Below are 21,063 nucleotides of genomic sequence, written 5' to 3' on the forward strand. Positions count from 1 at the left end.
TCCATGAGTGATGTAATTTGGTGGTGATACTAACAAAAAATCACATGATAAGAAGTGTCATGATCTGTTTATAGCCACAGGCTCACTTTTATTCTCTATTCGGCAGTAGAGATCTCTTCAACAGTTCGATGCTTTCTTCAGAAGATCGGCTGTTTCTTGTTTTTGAAATAGAACAGCGCGCTGATCGAAATGAACAGTAAGGTGAAGTAATAGAAAAACGAAGACAGTGAGGCCAAGAAGGCAAGGTTCTGCTCTATTTCTTGTTCGGTGTAGCCCTGAGACACCAACTTATAGTAGTAAGCGTACAAGATCCCGATCAGCCCGTATCCGAGGTTAAACATCAAACCTTTGAAACTAAGAACGGTGGCTCTGTTGTGCGATTCGGTCTTTTTATTCAGGTGGTAGCTGATGAAAATGTTCATCGTCATGATGATAAAGATTAATACCAGTGCCGGAATGACCCCGTAAATCGACCAACCTAAACTGATCCAGTAATAAGTCGCCATGCTTGCCAATCCCATAACCACTATGAAGGTTTTAGCCTCCATGCTCTCTGCTAATCTTCGGCTTTGTCCTGCCAATATAATCTTAAGCAAACTGATACCCGCGCCAATAAAACCAAAGTAGATAATTGGAATATCAATCGCCAGATAGTATTGGCTGTTCATGGTTAGGAACATTCGTGAGGTGTGTTCGAATAGGCTGTAGTAGAGCAAGATGAACAGCACGTAAGGCGTAGCGAATACCCATTTACCCGCATCGATCGTCAATTTGAGACTTGAGATGGTGGTTGCTAATTTGGTTTGGCCGCTTGGCATTACCTTTTTCTCTTCGCGCATATTAATCGCGGCATAGATAGCAATCATCGCAACAAATAAGGTGGCGAACACAGGAATACGCATCAGATCTTTAGTGCTTTCTGGTGCGGCTAGTCCAAGGAAATGAAAGATGTTCGCCATAAAGTTCACGTCGTACATCGCCGCACCAATCAGCGTGACAAAGATACCGACGGTTGAGGCGACACGAAGCTGGATTTGCAGCACTCGCGGCCACAACTCTTCATTATCTTGTTCTTTTAAGGTGTCGTAAGCCAATGCCTCGTCGGCGCCGCTGGCCAGTGCCATCGCTAAGCCACTGAGAATCCGGTTAATAAGAAAGACTATGAACACCAAGTCGGGGTTTCCAGTTGGCACTAGCGCTATCATGGCGATCTCAACAAACATCACAACCGAAGACAGCACCACCAGTTTCTTGCGGCCTAAGGTATCGGCAAATGCGCCCGATGGTACTTCAGCAAGCACAATGGTGGCCGCCCAAACAACATTGAGCATCGCGAATTGAGAAAGGGTTAGCCCGTAATCTAAATAAAGTAGGGTGAATATAGGATAGTAAAAACGCGCAAAGTAGCTGCTTCTAAACATTAAGAAGTAGCGGACATTGGGAATGTTAAGGATCTCTTTGAGCGTCATGATAATTTCAGTAATTTAGATAACACATCATTATGTATAACCCTTTTACTCTTTTAAATCATGGAATTGTTGCCAAATCCCTAAAATATCTGGTTTAGGTGATCTTCGAGATCATGGTTCATGGTGGGTTATAGGCTTGACGGTCTTCACATGATTTGAGGAAGGGGAGGGATTTATCTGAGCTCGATGTTGTTCAATTTACGCACAGCATGACTTGTCGATGATTCTTGGGCTGGTAATCGATGGGACAATTCGCAATAAAAAAGGCAGCAATAATTGCTGCCTTTTCATTATTTGATTGGGTAATCATTAAACCCTAATTGCTTGGATATATTTCTACCTGCGTTGTGCAGTAGCGCTACATAGTGAGCTTTTTTCTCTTCATCAAATCGAATGGTAGGAAATGAAATTGAGACACCGGCAATTACGGTACCAAAACGGTCGTAAACTGGAGCTGCGATACAACGTAAGCCTGGCTCTTGTTCTTCATTATCTTCGCCAAAGTGCTGTAGCTTAACCGCTTTAAGTTCATCGATAAGTTGGTCGACGTTTTCGAGGGTATTTTTTGTGCTTTTCACAAACTCGGCGTCTGCCAACTGAGTGCGAACGAATTCTTCGTCACGTTCTGCCAATAAAACCTTACCAATCGCAGTCGTATGCAGAGGATTTCTTCGACCAACGCGCGAGTGCATGCGCAGCGCGAAGCTAGAATCGATCTTGTGTATGTAGATGATAGATCCATGGTCCAACGCACCTAAGTGAATGGTTTCATTAGTCTCTTCTGAAATCACACGCATCTCTTTCTCTGCAATTGTGATCATATCAACCCACTCGAGTGATTTTGAACCAAGTTCGAACATCTTTAATGTGAGTGAGTATCGGTCAGCTTCGCCTTGTTGAGATACATAGCCAAGCATTTTCATTGTTTGTAGAAAGCGGTAGGTAGTGGCTTTAGACATCATTAGACGTTGTGAAAGGTCTGATACGCCTATTTCCTTCTGTTCCCCCAGAGATTCAAGAATATTAAAAACTTTTAATACCGATGAAACGGCTTCTGGTTGGGTGGACTTCTCCATTTTTCTTCCTTTGGGCTATCTAATATCAAGACAAAATACCACTTTTCGTAATTTCTAAAAAGCCTTTTCAAAAAAATAAAAAACGAGAACGATCAACTTCAAAGTTTTAACTTAATCAGAAATTATTTTTTGAAATGTCGTTTCAAAAATAATTGTCAGCAACGAATTTATGTTTTATTGTATGACTAAATCGAGTGGGCGACATTACAGAAATGCCACAACACTAAACGTAATTGAGGAAGCGAACATGATGTTAGAGTCATTCAATCTGGAAGGTAAAGTAGCGATAGTGACGGGTTGTGATACCGGTCTTGGTCAAGGTATGGCAATTGGTTTAGCTGAAGCTGGATGTAAAGTGGTTGGCGTAAATCGTGTTGAGCCAACAGATACCATCGAAAAAATGAATGCAGCGGGTCATACGTTTTTAGACGTACGTGCTGACCTTCTAAAGCAGGAATATATTCCTGGAATTATAGATAAAGCGCTGACTGAGTTTGGTCACATCGACATCCTTGTTAATAATGCTGGCATTATTCGCCGAGAAGACGCGATTGAGTTCTCTGAGCAAAACTGGGATGACGTAATGAACATCAATACTAAGACCGTTTTCTTTATGTCTCAGTCTGTTGCGAAGCAGTTTAAAGCGCAAGGCACTGGCGGCAAGATCATTAATATCGCATCAATGCTCTCCTTTCAAGGTGGTATTCGTGTTCCTTCGTATACTGCGTCTAAGAGTGCTGTAATGGGCATTACCCGTGCGATGGCGAACGAATGGGCGAGCGATAACATTAATGTTAATGCGATTGCACCTGGATATATGGCAACCAATAATACTCAAGCATTGCGTGAAGATGCTGATCGTAACCAAGCTATTCTTGAGCGCATTCCTGCTGATCGCTGGGGTACACCAAAAGATGTCGCTGGCCCATGTGTGTTCTTAGCATCACCGGCATCGGATTACATTAATGGGTATACCATTGCTGTTGATGGTGGATGGTTAGCACGATAACAATTTTTGTAATATAAGATGGTTAATGAGATCGTTGCACAATCTGTAGGGCTAGTAAGTTTCCTTCTGGGCCTTTCGACCTTTTACCAGAAGGACGACAAAAAGCTCAAAGTGGTTATGTTGATGTTGAACGTTAACCATCTTATTCACTTTTTATTATTGGGTTCCATTACATCGGCAATCGGTGCTTTGATTTCAGCATTAAGAACTGGCACCGCTATGTATACCAAATCGCTGTGGGCTGCAGGGTTATTTATTGCCCTCGCGGTTGGCAGCGGAATCGGTTTTGCTCAGGATTGGTATCAACTTCTGCCTTTAGCGGGAACGATTATTGGAACGTACTCAATATTTAGATTGAACGGTATTGCACTAAGAGTCGGCTTTTTATTGGGAGCTGCATGCTGGCTAACTAATAATCTGATTATTGGTTCAATTGGTGGCTCGCTGATGGAAATATCAGTGATAGGGGTTAACCTCGTTACTATTTTTCGTCTATACCAAGATAACGCCCAGTGCAAAATTACGCCGCAACAACAGGAATAAAAACGACATGTTTGTGTATAACGAAGACGTGAAAATGGAAGATCTTGGCGCGGGAGTTTCTCGCAAGGTGCTTGCTCATAGCGAGAACGTGATGGCTGTAGAAGTTCATTTCGAAACAGGCGCTGTTGGTGCGCTGCATACCCATCCTCATGAGCAGCTCACATACGTTTTGTCGGGAGCCTTTGAATTCACTATTGGCGATGTAACGAAAGTGGTGCGCGCAGGCGACACTATGTACAAAGAGCCGGGTATCGAACATGGCTGTGTTTGCCTAGAAGCCGGCGTATTAATTGATAACTTTACGCCAATGCGTAAAGACTTTGTTTAAGCTCTAAATTTTTTAGAACGAACATTTGAGCACTAATTTTTAAATTTGCAGTAATGCTGCGGGAGAAAGTAAATGAAAATCGCACTAATGATGGAAAACAGTCAAGCAGGCAAAAATGCAATGGTATCAGCTGAACTAGAGTCAGTTGCTGGTGGTTTTGGTCACGATGTTTTCAACCTAGGAATGACAGACGAGAACGATCACCACTTAACGTATATTCATCTAGGTATTATGGCGAGCATTCTGATTAACTCAAAGGCTGTTGACTTTGTTGTGACAGGATGTGGCACTGGCCAAGGTGCTTTGATGTCGCTGAACTTACATCCAGGCGTGGTTTGTGGTTACTGTTTAGAGCCTTCTGATGCGTTCTTGTTTAACCAAATCAACAACGGCAACGCTATCGCGCTCGCTTTTGCGAAAGGTTTTGGTTGGGCTGGTGAACTGAACGTTCGTTACATCTTTGAAAAAGCGTTCACAGGTGAGCGTGGTCAAGGTTACCCGTTAGAGCGAGCAGAGCCACAACAACGCAATGCCGCGCTTCTTAATGAGGTAAAAGCAGCGGTAGTGAAGGATAACTTTATTGATTCACTGCGCGCTATCGATCAAGATCTAGTGAAGACAGCTGTGGGTAGCCCTCGTTTCCAACAGTGTTTCTTTGATAACTGCCAAAACCAAGAGATTGCTGATTATGTTCGTTCGCTTTTGGACTAATTCTAACGCTTGATTTCAGAGAGCCAGCCCAGTGAGGCTGGCTTTTTTATATCCGGTGTTTGGATAATTAGTGGCTGATTTTCAGTAAATGCCAAGCAATAGGCGCCTGAGTCATGGCTTGGTATACCTCCTAGACACGTAATTTGGTCTCCATACCCCTAGATTACTTGATCTATTTTTGCCTCTTCTCGCCACGATGTATCCAAATATCCATCAATGATCTTTTCAACCTAAAAAGCGCCGATCTCAATAATCCAACCCCGATCTCATTTGTATGACTTTTGCATTATTTGGATCACAAAAATCACAGATTACCCTTAAATAAAATGTCGTTAATGTAATAATGAAACGGTATTTTAAAAATTAAATCATTTAAACGGAACAATAATGAAAAGGGGTTCGTAATGAATATCGACATGCTCGTTGTTGGTGTCTATTTTATCTTTATGATAGCGATTGGCGTCATCTTCAAACGTTTTGCAGGCAGCTCTACCAGTGATTACTTTCGTGGAGGAGGCAAGATGTTGTGGTGGATGGTTGGCTCTACCGCATTCATGACGCAGTTTAGTGCTTGGACATTTACTGGCGCTGCGGGTAAAGCTTTTACCGATGGGTTCCCAATCATGGTTATTTTCATGGCGAACGCATTTGGCTTTCTACTTTCGTGGTTGTTCTTTTCATACCGCTTTCGACAAATGCGTGTTGTTACACCTATTGAAGGTGTGCGTCGTCGCTTCGGTGCAACGAATGAACAAGTGTTTACATGGGCGACAATGCCGACAAGTGTGGTTTACACCGGTATTTGGCTAAATGGTCTCGCACTCTTCGTTAGTGCTGTGTTTAAAGTGGATATCGAAACCACGATCGTTGTGACTGGCTTGATTGTTCTCTTCATTTCAGTACTGGGCGGAGCATGGGGGGTTGTTGCTTCAGACTTTGTACAAATGGTTGTGATCATGGCGGTGACGGTGGTTTGTGCTGTGGCTGCATTGGCAAAAATTGGTGGTCCAGCGAATCTTATCGAGCAATTCCCTGCCGACAGTGTCATGGGCTCTGATATGAACTATCCATTGCTGTTCGTATCTTGGTTTATCTTCATGTTCGTTAAGCAGCTGCAAAACATCAATAACATGCAAGATTCATATCGCTTCTTAACGGCGAAAGATTCTGTTAACGCACGTAAAGCGGCACTCCTTGCGTTTGTATTGATGCTGGTTGGACCTGCAATTTGGTTCTTACCACCTTGGGTAACGGCAATTATCTATCCTGAAGCGGCAACTGTGCACGCGGCTGAACTTGGTAGTAAAGCAGCTGATGCAGTCTACCTAGTGTTTGTCGAAAACGTCATGCCGGTTGGTATGGTGGGACTTCTTATGTCGGCTGTATTTGCAGCAACAATGTCTTCAATGGATTCAGGTCTAAACCGAAATTCAGGTGTGTTCGTGCGTAACTTTTACGCGCCAATCATGGACAAAAATGCGGATGACAAGAAGCTGATGCGAGTGAGTCAGTTTATGACTATGGTCTTTGGCATATTGATCATCATGGTGGCGTTGTTCATTAACTCTCTGCGTGGTCTGAGCCTTTTCGACGCAATGATGTACGTAAGTACGCTGTTACAGATGCCGATTCTAGTGCCGTTATTCTTCGGTATGTTTATTAAGAAAACGCCCGACTGGGCAGCCTGGGCGACATTGGCTGTGGGCATGTTGGTGTCTTACATCGTGAGTTTTGTGCTTACAGCAGACGTCATTGCCAATCTATTAAACCTAGAGGCTCCGTTCACAGGACGTGAAGCGAGTGACTTAAAAGTTCTGCTTGGGGTTATTGGTCACCTTGTGATCACCGGTGGTTTCTTCTGTCTAACAACTAAGTTCTACAAAGAGCCAGTGGGCGAACGAAACACAGAACTTAAAGAGTTTTGGAGTGATGTTGCGACTCCTGTTATCGAAGAGGAAGGACAAGATGAAATGGATCGCCAACAACGCGACATGTTAGGCAAACTCATTCTGGTTTTCGGTGCGCTTGTAACGGCGATGGTACTAATCCCGAACCCGTTCTGGGGTCGCATGGCCTTTATCTTCTGTGGCGCAGTGATTGTTACTGTGGGTTCTCTGTTATTGAAGAGTGCGAGGAAAACGCCTCGGTTAGAAGTATCTACATCCAAGTAATCGGCAATAACTAGTCATGTAAAAGTAACAAAGATATAGGCCAGAGGGGACGCTCTCTGGCTTATATGAACCACCTCGTAGAGGGGCTTTAGGAAACAATTTCATGATTGAATTTTTCCCTAAAGCTTATCAATACAGTTTTCTACAAGAGTTTGAATTATGTCTTCATACATACACAAAGATTTTCTATTGCAGGGGGACACTGCCAAGCGTTTATATCACGATTACGCGGCAGGGCTTCCCATTATTGATTATCACAACCACTTAGATGCCAAAGAGATTTATGACAACCATCAATACGACAATATTGCTCAGGCTTGGTTGAGTTGCGATCACTACTTGTGGCGTGCATTACGAAGTAACGGAGTCGATGAGCATTACATCACAGGTGATGCGAGTGATTATGAAAAGTTTCAAAAGTGGTGTGAGACCATGCCGTATCTTATCGGCAACCCGCTGTATCACTGGTGTCATTTGGAGCTTAAGAAATACTTCGGTCTCGATTTACTACTCAACTCAGAGAATTGTGAGGTTATTTGGCAATACTGTAATCAAAAACTCAGCCAAGAGTCTCACCGATTCCAAAGTCTGCTTAAAGAGAGTCGAGTCGATACCTTGTGCACTACCGATGATCCACTTAGCGATTTGAGCTATCACGATAAACTGAATCGTTCAGAATTTGCTGTACAAGTCTTGCCGACATTTCGCGCTGACAGCCTGATTGAAATAGAGAATCAAAGTAGTTTTCAAAAGACACTCAATTCACTGGCGTTCATCACTGACATTAATATCGTCGATTTTGCAAGCTACGCTCAAGCAATCACGTCTCGTGTGGACTATTTTGCACAACATAACTGCCGATTATCTGACCTAGGGTTAAAAGTTGTGGATTTTTCACACTATCACCCTGACGTTCTTGATCAAGCTATAGCAAAGGTCAAGCGTGGTGATACGCTGAATAGTGAAGAAATTTCGCAGTTTAAGACGGCCGTTTTTGAAGTGCTTGGCAAGGCTTATCATAAGCATGGTTGGTCGATGCAAATTCATATTGGAGTGTTAACTAATGTTAATAAGCGCCGCTTTGATGATCTAGGTGGCGGTACGGGTTTCAGTGTTATCAGTGACAACCCAATTGCAGAAAACCTGAGTCATTTATTGAGTTTGTTAGATCAAGACCGCCAACTCCCTCAGACCATCGTATATAGCCTTAACCCGAAAGATAGCCCAGTGCTTGGGTCAATTATAGGCGCCTTTCAAGACAGTGATGCGCAGCCAGGTAAAGTGCAGCTTGGTTCTGCGTGGTGGTTTAACGATCATAAGGCGGGTATGGAAAAACAACTTCAAGATCTAGCAAATTTAGGGTCTCTAGGACGCTTTGTCGGAATGTTAACCGACTCTCGCAGCGTATTGTCACTCTCTCGTCATGACTATTTTCGTCGCATTCTATGTAACTTACTCGGTAAGTGGGTCGATGACGGGGAATTACCGAATGATGAGCCTTTGCTTAAACAGAGTGTCGAGAACATCTGTTATCAAAACGCTAAACAATACTTCAATTTTCATTCATCTAAAGATTTAGTATAGGTATCCATTATGCTGCAGTTTACCTCTCAGGAAATGGCGGTCATTCGTCAAAATGCCAGCCAAGAGATCATCGAACAAATTATTCAAGATAATCAGGTTGTGCTTACTTCAGACACTCTCGTTCCACCTGATGCCCGCGCAACATGGAATTTATATTATTTTTGCCCCACGCATGGGGTTCGCTTAAGTTGGGATAGAGACCGACCCACTGAACATGTATGCCCTGTTGATGGTAAGGTGCTTACTGGGGAACCTTATGATGGTGCATGGTGGCGTTGGCTTAATGGGCTCAATTCGAAAGCGTGTAATGACCTAGGCTTGCTTTGGCACATTACTCAAGACCGCAAATACTTCGAAAAAGTTCGTGAGATCTTATTGGGTTATGCAGAATATTACCCGAATTACGAAGAACATGGCGGTATTCCATATAACGGTCCAGGAAAAGCAAATGCGCAGACTCTCTGTGAAGCGAATTGCAATATTGATTTTGCCCGAGGCTATGATTTCGTTAAAGAGCAGTTGAATACCGAAGAGCAATTGTTCATTGAACAGCGCTTGTTACGTGAAGGCGCTGAGTTCCTGATGCAACATCGAGCTGATCAATTGCATAACCATGAAATGAAGATTTCTGCGACTATTGGCGTGATAGGCTTGATACTTGGTGAGCGAGAATTCATCGACTTTGCGGTGAGCACCCCTTATGGCTTGAAGTATCAGTTAGAGCATGGTGTAAAAGGGGAGGGCTTATGGTTTGAAGGTTCTATCCATTATCATTACTACGCTTTACAAGCACTTCTGAATTTCGAAAAAATGGCATGTAAAACAAGGTACTCACTACAATCGGTGCCAAACTTCCATACCATGTTGGCGTTCCCGCTCAAGCTACTCATCAATACGGGTGACTTTCCACGTCTGAACGATTGTATTGCCGGTCAAGAGAAGTTAACTCATAGCCACCTGTTCGAATTCGGGTATCGCGAGTTCCGAGACCCTTTATTTGCATCGGCGTTACAGAGCATCTATCAAGATAAGCCACGCAACAATATCGACGCGCTGTTGTACGGTGTTGATGCATTACCTGGGGCAGAGCCGCTTATGTGCCAATCTATTCATGCAGAACAATCAGGCGTCACGATCATGCACGATCGAGAGCACGATAACATGCTATTAATTAAGCACTCTCCGTATGGTGGTGAGCATGATCACTATGATCGACTAGGGATGATCATTACTCGAAATAGTAAAGAAATTTTGCCTGATTTGGGAACAACAGGGTACGGTGCTGAACTGCATTACGGGTATTATAAAAATACGGTGACGCACAACACCTTGGCGGTGAATCAGAAGAATCAACCGCCAGCCAACCCTCAAGTGAATACGTTTGTAAAAGAACCGTCCTACACATGGTTAGACACACAAACAGATTGGTGTGGTGAGTTACCGACGGTCGATAGCCATACTATTGTTCAGTGGGATTTAGCCGCGTACAAAGACGTTGTGTTTCGCCGTCAAATTCTGTGGTTAGGGGATGTGGCGATTGAATTCAATACTGCGGAGAACCCTCACCACCAACAACTAGATTTGGTCTGGCATGTCAGAGGACAACACAGCGCTTTGACAGAGGCACAAGGTTGCGACAATCCACTAGATGGGCCTTTAGCAAGAATGACGAGCTGCCATGAGATACCTCTTAAAGCGTCCATTGATTTGCGTTATTCGATTGATGGACAAACTGAATTTAATCAGCAGCTGATAACGGATAGTTCAGCAACTCTGTTGTTGGGGTATGCGCCAGACAACCCTGCAACCAGTGATTTAGCTTACACGATTTTACGTAGCCAAGAAGCGGTTCTTAAAGTTGCCACGGTACATAACTTGACGCAAAACGATGAGGTTCGAGTTTCTGATATCGAGTGGCGATCGGACGTTATCAATTTAAGGTTGGTAAGAAATGGAGTGGCACAATCTATTTCGATTAACCAAGAAACGGGTGTTACTTTGTTCGTCTGATCGAACGACAATATTAATGAAATATAACGCGCTGAATTTCACGTGTTCACCCCAAAATAAAAATCCCCTCAAGAACCTTTCTTGAGGGGATTTTTTATCAGTCGTTGATTAATTTGTTAGCCATTAGCCATTAGCCATTAGCCATCTACTCTTCATCTTTGGTTAGGTTCCTAAGACGGTACCCTTGGTTTTTACAATTTGGCCAAAGTAAAAAAGAGGAGCATTGAGGCTCCTCTTTTATCGTAGATCGTAAAGGACTTAATCGTTAGTACATAGACTTAACAGCTAGTCCACACGCTTAAAGTTAGGCAGTAAGGTTTCTGGCTGCTGCGCTACAAATGCTTTACTTGGTGAGTATGCGCGGAAGTAAACAAACCAGTTTTCGTCTTCTCGAGTTTGCACCCAGTTAGCCTCATTAACGCCCGCTGGCTTAGTTGGTGAAAAGTGGAAGGTGTAATTGCCTTGTGCATCTTTAACTGTCCCTTCAATGTTAGAACCCACGTCGGCACGCTCAATATCGTTGTCGATGATGGCGCGGTTCTCTACGTTGTAGACTGTAATTGTCCAGAATAAATCGGCGAAATTTACATCCCCGTCTAGCGTCAAAGTATAGTGGTTACTGCCATTTAGTCCTTTGCCATTGTCGTCTCGGTAGTTGTCTAGGTAGATCTGACCCCAGCCGCCATTTTCAAAACCGTGCATTGCTACGTCGTTAGTTACAGCTTCATAGAACCAAGCTGCGCGTCCATCGAGATCCATACCGTAGTAACGATCTTGGTTTGGTGTTGAAGCCGTCGCGACTTCCCAAAAGTTGCCTTCTTTACCGTAAGCTGCGTGTGGCAAGCGTTCTGTTTTGTTGAAGTCGATATTCTTAACCATAGCTTCCCCCATAACTACAGCTTGCTCTAAGATTTCACGCTGCTGACCTGATGGTTCAAACGTCTTACCTTTCTCAATACCCAGTGGGCGTAGCATGTCGTGCATCATGCGATCACGCTCTGCTACTGGTTCTGCTTGAATGGCTTCATTCAACGTATTCCAAAATGCCATACCTCTTGGGTGTTTGGCATCTTCACCACGCTCAGGGAAGTTTACGCCGTTATCACTCAGTGGCTTGCCGTTAAGGTCGGTAATTTTCAGGGCCTCTAAGTCTTTCATACGTTGCTGGTCTGAATCTGCCATTAAGCGAACGCCGAAGAACACATAGTTGGTGTCTGACTCAAAAACCTTAGCGCCTTTTGGCAGGTTGCTCGGTGTTTCAGACCCTTTGGCTTTTACCACGTAGATGCCCGGCTCAGTCATCTGAGAAATACCGATTTGCCACATAGTGTGTACTGCGCCGCGCAGTTCATTTGTGGGGGTTTCTATAATAACGGGCTCTTTTTCTACGTTAAACCAAGTAATCGCGTAAGGCGTAGAGGTGTTGTAAGTTAAGCCTCCTAGCTTAGATTCATGAGACTCAACATAAGTAATTTGACCATCCTCTGCACCCATGTCGGCATAGGCTTGTTTCCATGCGTAGTTTGACACCAAAGGCACGGACCAAATGTAAGCTTGTGACGCGCGTTGATAGTCCATCAGTTCGAACAGTTTTGCTGAGCTTTCTTGTGTTGGAATACCATGAAGAAAGTCGGTTTCGAAAGTGAAGTCTCCCGAACGTGTTTGAAGGGTTTCTGTTGGGTTATCGTTTCCAGCAATCGCCGTTGCTGAAAACAAGGCTGTTACAGAAACGAGCATCGCTGTTGATCGCAGTGGATGTGTGAAAGTACCGGTAAGGGCTTTAGATATCATGTTCATAATGTGTCCTCAAAACTTAAACTTATTCGTTCAAGCGAAACCGGCTCGTTAAAGCCGAAATCACTACTTAAAATTGGTAGTTAAATTCGATGCGGTGATCACCGTCTTCGATACTGGTGTTTTCTGTCCAGTTTGCGAAATAACGAACGTTGGCTCTTGGATTGATTTGATAGCTCGCTGCAAATTCATGTGCGAGTACTGAATCATTGCCCTCAAAGCCAAAATCTTTGAACGTTGATGACCCTGACATTGTGCCTAAATACATAGGGTTGTAGTTCAACCAAACCTTGTCGGTAAGTTGCATTTTTGCGTACATACCCGCCACGTAGAAAGTACCGTGCATGTTGTAGCGGTCGCGAAGCTGATCGGCGTTGAGATCGCCTCCAGTGCCTTCAACCAACTCTTCACCAGCAGCAACACCGACACCTGCAAGCGGATAGAAATTAAACATGCCCATTTGTGGTAATGCCTGAATAAAGCTATAAGACGCGCTACCTTGGTTGCTATCGAAATCCCAAGACATATCAACTTGAGTACCTCGACCATTGGTTAGGTCGACCCCAAAGTTTCTAAAGCGGATTGAGTCAATACTGTCGTCGGCACCTCGGTTGTTCCACCCAACAGCTTCACCAGCGATGCCTTTGATTTCGAACACATTCATGCCCATGGTCGTGTCGCTGCCTGTGTCGTAGGTTTGTCCTACTTTGAGGTTTAAGCCTTTATCTGTGTAGCCGAAGCCAGCTTGTGTATAGACCGCCAATGGGTCTGACATGTCTTGAACTTCTGTTTCTTCAGCGATAACACCGCTGGCCAACAAAAGAGGAGTTAGGGAAAGGATAGAACGTTGTAATAACATAGCTGCCTCATAGAGTTATCTCACTACATCCTTGTACATCGTGAAGGTGGGACAACTATACAAATTGGACTTTGTTAAGTTAATTCATATAAACTTAACCATTCGTTAAGCAATGCTTTATGGTTAGCTATGAAACTGAACAACGTCGACCTGAATTTATTGAAAGTGTTTGTGGTGGTATATCAAGAGAAGAGCTTGCGAAAAGCCGCTGAGAAGCTGTTTGTTTCGACACCTGCCGTTAGCCAAAGCATCAAGAAGCTTAAGGAGTCTCTAGGTGAAGAATTGTTTGTGTTGTCCCATAAGCAGTTTTTGCCAACCCCTTATTCAGACGACCTGTATCGACGAGTTTTTCCTTTATTGGACGGGCTATTCACGGCGATAGAAGAAGGAAAGCAGTTTGATCCTGCGGATTTAAGCGAAGATTTCAAGATAGAGGCAAACCCTCATATCCTGCCTTGGTTGACGCCCGCTCTTTTTCATCAGCTATCAATAGAAAGTCCATTTTCAAGGCTGATCAGTCATACGAGTTCCCAAAATTCTTTAGAAAGGCTCAAAAGTGACGAGATTGATTTTGTCATTCACTTTGAAGCTGAGAATTTGCCTGCTGAGATCATTGCTGTACCGCTCGTGAACTTAAAGTTTGTATTGGCAGTGAGAGAAGATCATCCTTTCAAGGCGTCCATCGCAACGATTGATGATTTGTTGTCGTTTCCATTTGCTCACGTTGACCTTGCTTATTTCGACCAAAACAAACATTCACGGTTGGAAGAGGAAGTCTTGAGCCAAGGTAAGATAATTAATATGGCGTTGCGAACGACTTCTATTGTTGGGTTAATTGAAACGATCAAGCACTCCAATATTATCGCTCCTTGTATGCCACCGGTGATTGAACAACATAAAGGCATATTGCGCTCAATCGCGATTGAGGGGTTGGAAGAGGGCCCCGAGGAGATGGAGGTGTTCGCCTATCTTCATAAGAAAAACCAGCACTCAGCCAAATACAAATGGCTGCTGGATTTGATTGAAACGGCGATGGCAGAGGCTAATCACCAGTAAGAGCTAGCTTTGTTTTTCAACTTTTAGAGATGCGGTAACTAACCTCTGAATACCTCTTCGATACACGATTCCAACCAGCGCATTTTCGGTTGATTGCGATGTTTACGCCCGATAGTCATGCCAATATCGCCATTTGGCATATTGGGCATATGAGGAAACTGCACAAAGGAAAACTCATCTGAAAGCGAATTAGCCAGTAGTTTTGAGCATGGGAATAATACGTCGCTCTGTTTCACTATAGACAATAAGCTGTGTAAGTAAGTCGAACGTATTTTGACCTCAGTCTTGATGCCAACATCGGCTAACACGTTTGGTGCTAACGCAATATTGTCGTTCCAATCACTGACGACCAAGCTCGCTAATTGCAAAGGTTCTTGCTGGTCACTTTTCAATAATGTGTTGGCAAGTGGGTGGCCTGTGCGGCAAACCAATACAAAATCATCACTTGCGACACGTTTCTGGTATACCTGTTTAGATAGTTCTAATGGGTAATAATTGACCCCTAAATCAACCTCGCCAGAGGTGATCAAATCCAACGTATGGGCACCCCAATCCACAATGTTCACTTTCACCTTCGGCGCGTGTGTTAACAATATTTGAGTTAGCTTTGCGGAGATGCTGTTGGCAATAAATCCGTTAATCGCGATATTCACCGTGCCATCAAACTGAGCAACATCAAATTCAGACTTTGGTTCAAGTACTTGTTCTAACTGCAGTAATACCGGTAACAAGGTCTGCTTAATTTCAAGCAACTTGGCGGTTGGTTCTAAGCCATGTTGTGAGCGTATAAACAACTCATCGTCAAAGTACTCACGTAGCTTTTGTAGGGAGCGACTGATAGAGGGTTGGCTTGTAAACAGTAATTCTGAAGCCTTGCGTGTATTTTTTACCTCAACCAACACCTTCAATACTTTAAGTAAATTGAGGTCTAGTTGTTTAAAGCGGTTACTCATCATCACGGGACTCCATCATCGAAACTGTTTAGATATACCTAAATTGTATATCTTAATTTCATATAATCAATTGGAGTATATTAGGGAGCGTCTACATACTGAGTTCATCGAAACAAACATGAGAAACCATTATGAAGAAAACGACGTTAGTGACGCTATTGGCGTTAACTGCATTTGGCGTAACGGCCGCAGACAATAACAGCTCAGCGGTTTATGACCACGCGGCTATCGGTGGTGTTAATTGGGATAACTATCCTGAAGCGGAGTCTGACTGGAACTTCCTTGGCCTGCAAAACAAAGTGGGTGTTAACCATTGGCTGCACGCTGACCCAGTATCCAAAGACGCGCAAACGGTGATTCGCTCAAATCGTGATGTCGTTTATTCAACTATGGTTGTGGATGTATCAGAAGGCGCAACATTCAATGTGCCAGACGAAGACAACGATTACTTCCAGATTATTCATATCATGGACGAAAATCATCTTGTGCATAAAGTGGTTCGCCGAGGTGAAACACTTCACCTAACGGCAGATGATTTGACGACCGGCACTCATGTTCATGTGCTAGCAAGAACGCGTATAGCAGATTCTATTGAAGACACTAAGCGCCGCCAGAGTTTACTTTCTATCAAAGCGAACTCTAACAAGCCTTATCAGGGCAAAGGCTATAACCCAAGTGACGTTGAAAATTACCGACTGAAACTTATTAATAACGTGATGCAACACGGCGCGCCTATTGAAGGGTTAAAGGGATTTGGTGCGACTTTGGATGACGTAGAAGACCACCACTTCAAATACGTGACGGCATTTGGTTATGCTGGGTTACCTGCAGACACTGCGCAGTATCTAGAGCGTGTTCCTGGCCAAGGTAAAACAACGTGCCAAGAGTGGACGATTCCAACGCCAAATTTGGACTTTGAGGGGCGCGGTGGTTACTACTCTCTAACCACTTATGGAGCGGATGGTTGGATCGACTCTGAGCACTTCTATGCTTCTGGTGAATCCATGCGTGATAACGGTGATGGCACAGTGTCTGTCACATTCAATTGTGGTACCGGTACAGCTTATGATTTTGAAGTGTCTGAAGGTTGGGCTGGTGTATTACGTTTGTACGAGCCAGTCGATGTGAATGAAACTTTGGAATACATGGAGACGCTGCGTCAGATTGAGATTAAAGAGCTTTAATATCTTTTCTAATGGCTGAAATGTTCCCAAATAAAAATCCCCTCGAGAACCTTTCTTGAGGGGATTTTTTATAAGTCGTTGATTAACTTGTTAGCCATTAGCCATCTACTCTTCACCTTCGGCTTCTTTGGAAGCATTCGACGCCCAGCCTTTTTCAAGCCAGTTATCGAGCACGTGTTGCAGCGCGTTCAAAGAGGTAGGTTTCTCTAGGCGACCATCCATCAACTTGCTGATCATATCTAACTCGTGCTGTCCTGATTCGCCAGACAAAGCAATGATTGGCGTTTGAGGAGAGCGTGCCTTGATGATTTGGCTTGCGTCAAACCCATTCATTATCGGCATTTGTACGTCCATTAAGATCAAATCGACCTTGTGTGTTTTGAACAGCTCGACGGCATTCTCACCGTTTTTGGCTTGTAAGCTATTGACGCCAAGTCGACTCAGGTACATCTGAACAAGCGTGCGTTGTACTTCTTTATCATCGACGATAAGCACGGTTGGAGCCAAATGGTTCTCTGGGGTTAGGGTACTTGTTGGTTCTGAACTTTGCGTTTCCGCTTGGTTATCTGGCTTAGCTTCTGCGTTGGTTTTGTTTTCAGTTGCGTTTTGATTACTTTTCCAATCATTGAAGTAAGGCGTACGAAGTGCGTCTGCTTTGGGTGCATTGGGTACCACAGGGAAGTACAGGTGGAACTCAGTAAACTCCCCAAGTTTAGAGTGGCACTCAACTCGGCCGCCAAATGAACGCATTACACGTTGGCAATAACCGAGCCCTAGGCCGCTACCACCGCTTTTTTGGTAAGAGAAGAAGTCATCAAAGATCTTATGTGCAATGGCTTCGTCAATGCCTGGGCCAGTATCTCGGAATATCAGAACGTTTTCGTAAGGCCCTGTGTTGGTGCTGATCTCAATTTGGCTTTCTGGATAAGAATCAAAGTAATAGATAGCATTACGTATCAGGTTGAAAATAACGAAATTGAATAAGGTTTCATTGAGCTTTGCTACAAAATCAGCGTGTTGTGGTAAACGAATGCGTTCAATGATCTTTTCATTCTCAAAACCATAGTGGCTTACGGCCTGATCCACGGCTTTGTGGATAGAGGTCATGGTCACAGGGCCGTGTTCAGGCGTACTGTCACTGACTTCGCGCAGGATAATATCAATCAGTTGTCGCCCGCGTTGAATCGCCGCCTGGCCATTCTCAATATCCTTTAGGATTTGTTTGGCTGGGGCTTGGTTATCAATGTGCTGCTTTAACACCTCAAAATGCAGCTGCACTTGAGCCAGCGGGTTACGCATTTCGTGTGCGATAGAATTAGCTAGAGCGCGACTTTGGCGAATGCGTCTATCGGCTTCAATAGTGCTTTGTACACGAGTTAACAAGGTTTGCAGTGCAGAGATCTCTTCGTTAGAGAACATCTTATCGTTGCTTTTGTGTGACGAGACCAATAAGTGTGTGACCGATTTCCCCTGACCAAATAAAGGCATCACCAAAGCGGTGTCGTTTGAACTCATCTTGTCATACAGGGCTTTAATCGATCGCTTGGCTGGTGCGGTGTAATCAAGCTCCTGAGACAGCTCATCGAACACTAAAACGGACTTGTGGGTAGACAGATAATCTTCGTAGAAAGTTTCGTTGTAGTTGCTGTTCACCAGACGCAACTTGTCTTCTGGAATCTGCATTAGGCTACCTAATTGACGCATTGCATCATCAATCGACAGCTTGAAATCTTCTTCTAGTGAGAGGATCTGTTGTACTGGTGTTTTCTTGTTTCCGTAGACAAAGAAGGAGGCGTAGTGGCTTACGCGTTTGTAGAGAACATGCCAAGTGATACCGATAATCGCACAGATTGGGATAGCAACAAGCCATTGACTGTCGTCTGTCAGCGGGATAAATATCGCGCCAAAAGGGATCACCAAAATAGCACAAACCAACATCGCATTTAGGCTCATGTACGCCAGGTATTTCACGCTGTAGAAGCGCGAGGTCAGCAGGGCATAGCCAACGAACAACATTTCACTTATCGACAAAGCTGGTGGCAGCCAAGTGAGCGAGAAATCACGTAAGAAGTAGGTCATGCCTAGGTGGATTGTCGCAGTCGACAGCATGAAGACTAAAATGCCGGCGATCATGTAGTTGGTTTTGGCTAAGGTCAGCTTGCTGCTGTTGGCGCGCATGGCCACAAGGTTGAGTAGTGTTAGCACTACAAAGCTAATCATCCCAATGAAGAAGTACGGCGTATGCGGGCCAAACTCAATCACGAACTGGCTTGGGCCTGAAATGGTGACGTGTGCAACGGTTAACCCCGGACTTAAATTGATAAAGAAGGAGTAGACGGTCAGGGTGACGAAAATGGCTTGTTGCCACACATGAACCTTACCATTACGTTGTTCTGCGGCGAGCTTACACGAGAAGTAATAGGCAAAGGCAAACGCAAAGAAAGAGGCGAGGTTGGCAAACTTTGCGGCGAACACAGCGGCCGAGGCCCCAAGTTCTGGTAATAAGTCGGTATGGAAATAAGCGTTACTGCTGATCCACGCAACAATGCAGATCGAATACGCGATGTAAGGGGCATGGTGTGTCCCCGCGATCACTTCGTTCTTCTGTTTCAGGCGATAGCAGTAATAGAACAACCACATGACAACCACAGCCACGGTTGCAAGCAGGGTGATTGCTTTTGCATAGATGATCGCCTCTAGGCCGAAATCAAACATGTTCATCCTTTTTTACCGAGCTAGTTTTTCCTGCCGAGCGCGACTTTTCTAATGACTTTCTGATTTCTCGCACTGCGCGTTTGTAGTTCCGGAAATCGATATTATTGAACGCTTTTACCATCATCTCGAAATTCCAGAACCCACGATAAATGGTTGTGCCATCATCATTTAATTCGCAATACCCAGAATGGAAGTATGCATTGGAATCAATGGTTTGATAAAACTGAAGCATGAAAGGTTGCTCGATAATAGTGAAGCCAATCTTATAGCTTATTTGGTGTAATACACTCATCAGCTCTTTTTGAGCAAGGTAGAGGAAATAGAGCTTTTGTTGGGTATTGCCACTGACTGTCAGACGCAACACTTCACACAGGGCATTTTTGTCGGACAATTGTAACTGGAATTGTTGGTCAAATTCTGGGAGAGAGTAACATTTTGACAGTGTAGGCGGTGTGAAAAGTTGTAACCCTGAGAGTTCATCGTAGCCGTAATTGGGTAAACAGTATTGCCATTGCTCATTGCTGAACGGCGGTGCGTAGCTTAGCCAAGTGTCATTCTTAGACCAGTCTTGAATCAGCGCAGAGGAAACCAGTGTTGGAAAGGCTTCATCGACTGGATGTTTGAGCAGAATAAAATGCTTACCTGCCTGAGAAAGGTGTAATAAAGGCAGCATCTCAAACCATTTTTCACCCTTGATGAACACCTCAAGGTTGCTTAAAGCAATGGCATCGCTGATTGGCATTCCCTGTGGGTGACTCGGTGTTTGTACCAAAAGTGGCTCATGTTCTATCTGTTCGATGATCGCACCGTAATAAGCACTGTCATTGATAGGGAGGTCGACATGAGAAATGGAGCTTGGATTTAATGGAGATTTTGCTTTGATCGCAGCAATTTCACACTCACACCAGAAATCTAGCCAATGCATATAGCACTGCCCTACGGCCTGCTCTAGAAGAGCAATCTCTGCAGATAGTGTATTTGGATAGCGCAGAATCAGATCGCGGTAGTCCATCACCTCAAACAATACAGAGTAGCTTTTGTTTTGATGCTCTGGGAAAAGCAATTCTAACTGGCTTCTACGATATTCAGTCACGTTTTGAAAAAGCTCAGTGCGCTGTTGTGGCTGATAAGTGCTGATGACGAGCTCTATCAGCGCTCGCTGTTTTATTTCGATAGACAGACTGCTAGCCAACAGTGAGCCTAAAGACGACGTTAATTTCATGTTTAACCTAGCCTAGGTTTATATAATTATTTTTATTTGATCTGCACTATCTATAGGACACTGATTTTAGGTATGTGTTTGAAGTTACGTTACTTTGAGAGAGCCAATCGTAACTTTACTTGTGTCTATGGTGTGAGAAGTAAGTTGCATAATCGGGCGAGATTTTACTACTTGCACTCACCCTTAACAATAAAGATTTGCCATATTTGAATGAATTCACAGATGAACAAAATACATTATTATCAACAACTTGTAGGGTTGGATCACAGTTTTAAAATCAGACATGATTAAGCCGAGCATAAACTTTTGAATTTATAAAATAATTTCAAATATCTATTTTTTGAACCAATATCATAATCCACATCAAGATGAGCTCATC

At 43.9% G+C, this 21,063-nt stretch carries 16 protein-coding genes; 9 read left to right on the plus strand and 7 right to left on the minus strand.

The window, feature by feature from the left end; genetic code table 11:
• Positions 1-137 precede the first annotated feature (137 nt).
• Positions 138-1,469, minus strand: coding sequence for an MFS transporter (locus AB6E85_RS20720; protein ID WP_372144022.1), 1,332 nt, complete (start codon positions 1,467-1,469; stop codon positions 138-140).
• A 290-nt stretch (positions 1,470-1,759) separates the two neighbouring features.
• The gene (gene kdgR, locus AB6E85_RS20725) at positions 1,760-2,545 is read right to left on the minus strand and encodes a DNA-binding transcriptional regulator KdgR (protein WP_048609766.1); all 786 of its coding nucleotides are present in this window, start codon (positions 2,543-2,545) and stop codon (positions 1,760-1,762) included.
• Positions 2,546-2,792: 247 nt separating this feature from the next.
• On the opposite strand from kdgR, the gene kduD reads away from it, so the two are divergent.
• The 7 genes from kduD (at position 2,793) to AB6E85_RS20760 (ending at position 10,901) form a co-directional block, all read left to right on the plus strand.
• Entirely contained in the window at positions 2,793-3,554 is a 762-nt protein-coding gene (kduD, locus tag AB6E85_RS20730) for a 2-dehydro-3-deoxy-D-gluconate 5-dehydrogenase KduD (protein WP_372144024.1), read from the plus strand.
• Between the two features lie 18 nt (positions 3,555-3,572).
• Positions 3,573-4,097: a YgjV family protein gene (locus AB6E85_RS20735; protein WP_372144026.1), complete on the plus strand. Its 525-nt coding sequence runs from the start codon at positions 3,573-3,575 to the stop codon at positions 4,095-4,097.
• A gap of 7 nt (positions 4,098-4,104) precedes the next feature.
• Positions 4,105-4,425: a cupin domain-containing protein gene (locus tag AB6E85_RS20740; RefSeq protein WP_010431369.1), complete on the plus strand. Its 321-nt coding sequence runs from the start codon at positions 4,105-4,107 to the stop codon at positions 4,423-4,425.
• Positions 4,426-4,497: 72 nt separating this feature from the next.
• On the plus strand, positions 4,498-5,136 hold the full coding sequence (locus AB6E85_RS20745; RefSeq protein WP_048609763.1) for an RpiB/LacA/LacB family sugar-phosphate isomerase: 639 nt from the start codon (positions 4,498-4,500) through the stop codon (positions 5,134-5,136).
• A gap of 404 nt (positions 5,137-5,540) precedes the next feature.
• Positions 5,541-7,307 carry a sodium:solute symporter family protein gene (locus AB6E85_RS20750; RefSeq protein ID WP_268671117.1) on the plus strand — a complete coding sequence of 589 codons (1,767 nt, stop codon included), beginning with the start codon at positions 5,541-5,543 and terminating at the stop codon, positions 7,305-7,307.
• 159 nt (positions 7,308-7,466) lie between these two features.
• The gene (gene uxaC, locus AB6E85_RS20755) at positions 7,467-8,891 is read left to right on the plus strand and encodes a glucuronate isomerase (RefSeq protein ID WP_372144028.1); all 1,425 of its coding nucleotides are present in this window, start codon (positions 7,467-7,469) and stop codon (positions 8,889-8,891) included.
• 9 nt (positions 8,892-8,900) lie between these two features.
• The gene (locus tag AB6E85_RS20760; RefSeq protein WP_372144030.1) at positions 8,901-10,901 is read left to right on the plus strand and encodes a heparinase II/III family protein; all 2,001 of its coding nucleotides are present in this window, start codon (positions 8,901-8,903) and stop codon (positions 10,899-10,901) included.
• A gap of 285 nt (positions 10,902-11,186) precedes the next feature.
• On the opposite strand, the gene AB6E85_RS20765 is transcribed toward AB6E85_RS20760, so the two are convergent.
• Positions 11,187-12,698, minus strand: a complete 1,512-nt coding sequence (locus tag AB6E85_RS20765) for a DUF1214 domain-containing protein (RefSeq protein ID WP_372144032.1) — start codon at positions 12,696-12,698, stop codon at positions 11,187-11,189.
• A 67-nt stretch (positions 12,699-12,765) separates the two neighbouring features.
• Complete coding sequence (locus tag AB6E85_RS20770; protein WP_372144034.1) at positions 12,766-13,554, minus strand: hypothetical protein; 789 nt, start codon at positions 13,552-13,554, stop codon at positions 12,766-12,768.
• Between the two features lie 129 nt (positions 13,555-13,683).
• Here AB6E85_RS20770 and AB6E85_RS20775 point away from each other — a divergent pair, with 129 nt between their 5' ends.
• Entirely contained in the window at positions 13,684-14,610 is a 927-nt protein-coding gene (locus AB6E85_RS20775; RefSeq protein WP_048614677.1) for a LysR family transcriptional regulator, read from the plus strand.
• A 38-nt stretch (positions 14,611-14,648) separates the two neighbouring features.
• Here the strand turns inward: AB6E85_RS20775 and AB6E85_RS20780 are convergent, their stop codons facing one another.
• Complete coding sequence (locus tag AB6E85_RS20780) at positions 14,649-15,566, minus strand: LysR family transcriptional regulator (protein WP_372144036.1); 918 nt, start codon at positions 15,564-15,566, stop codon at positions 14,649-14,651.
• 905 nt (positions 15,567-16,471) lie between these two features.
• Here AB6E85_RS20780 and AB6E85_RS20785 point away from each other — a divergent pair.
• Positions 16,472-16,747, plus strand: a complete 276-nt coding sequence (locus AB6E85_RS20785; RefSeq protein ID WP_050633040.1) for a hypothetical protein — start codon at positions 16,472-16,474, stop codon at positions 16,745-16,747.
• A gap of 105 nt (positions 16,748-16,852) precedes the next feature.
• Here AB6E85_RS20785 and AB6E85_RS20790 read toward each other — a convergent pair whose 3' ends face one another.
• A complete protein-coding gene (locus tag AB6E85_RS20790) occupies positions 16,853-19,462 on the minus strand; it encodes a response regulator (protein WP_372144038.1) in 2,610 nt (869 codons plus the stop codon).
• Positions 19,455-20,684, minus strand: a complete 1,230-nt coding sequence (locus AB6E85_RS20795; protein WP_372144040.1) for an acyl-homoserine-lactone synthase — start codon at positions 20,682-20,684, stop codon at positions 19,455-19,457. Before AB6E85_RS20795 ends, AB6E85_RS20790 begins: the two co-directional genes overlap by 8 nt.
• Positions 20,685-21,063: the final 379 nt, after the last annotated feature.

This window comes from Vibrio sp. 10N.247.311.51 (assembly GCF_041467855.1).
Classification (GTDB): Bacteria; Pseudomonadota; Gammaproteobacteria; order Enterobacterales; family Vibrionaceae; genus Vibrio; species Vibrio coralliirubri.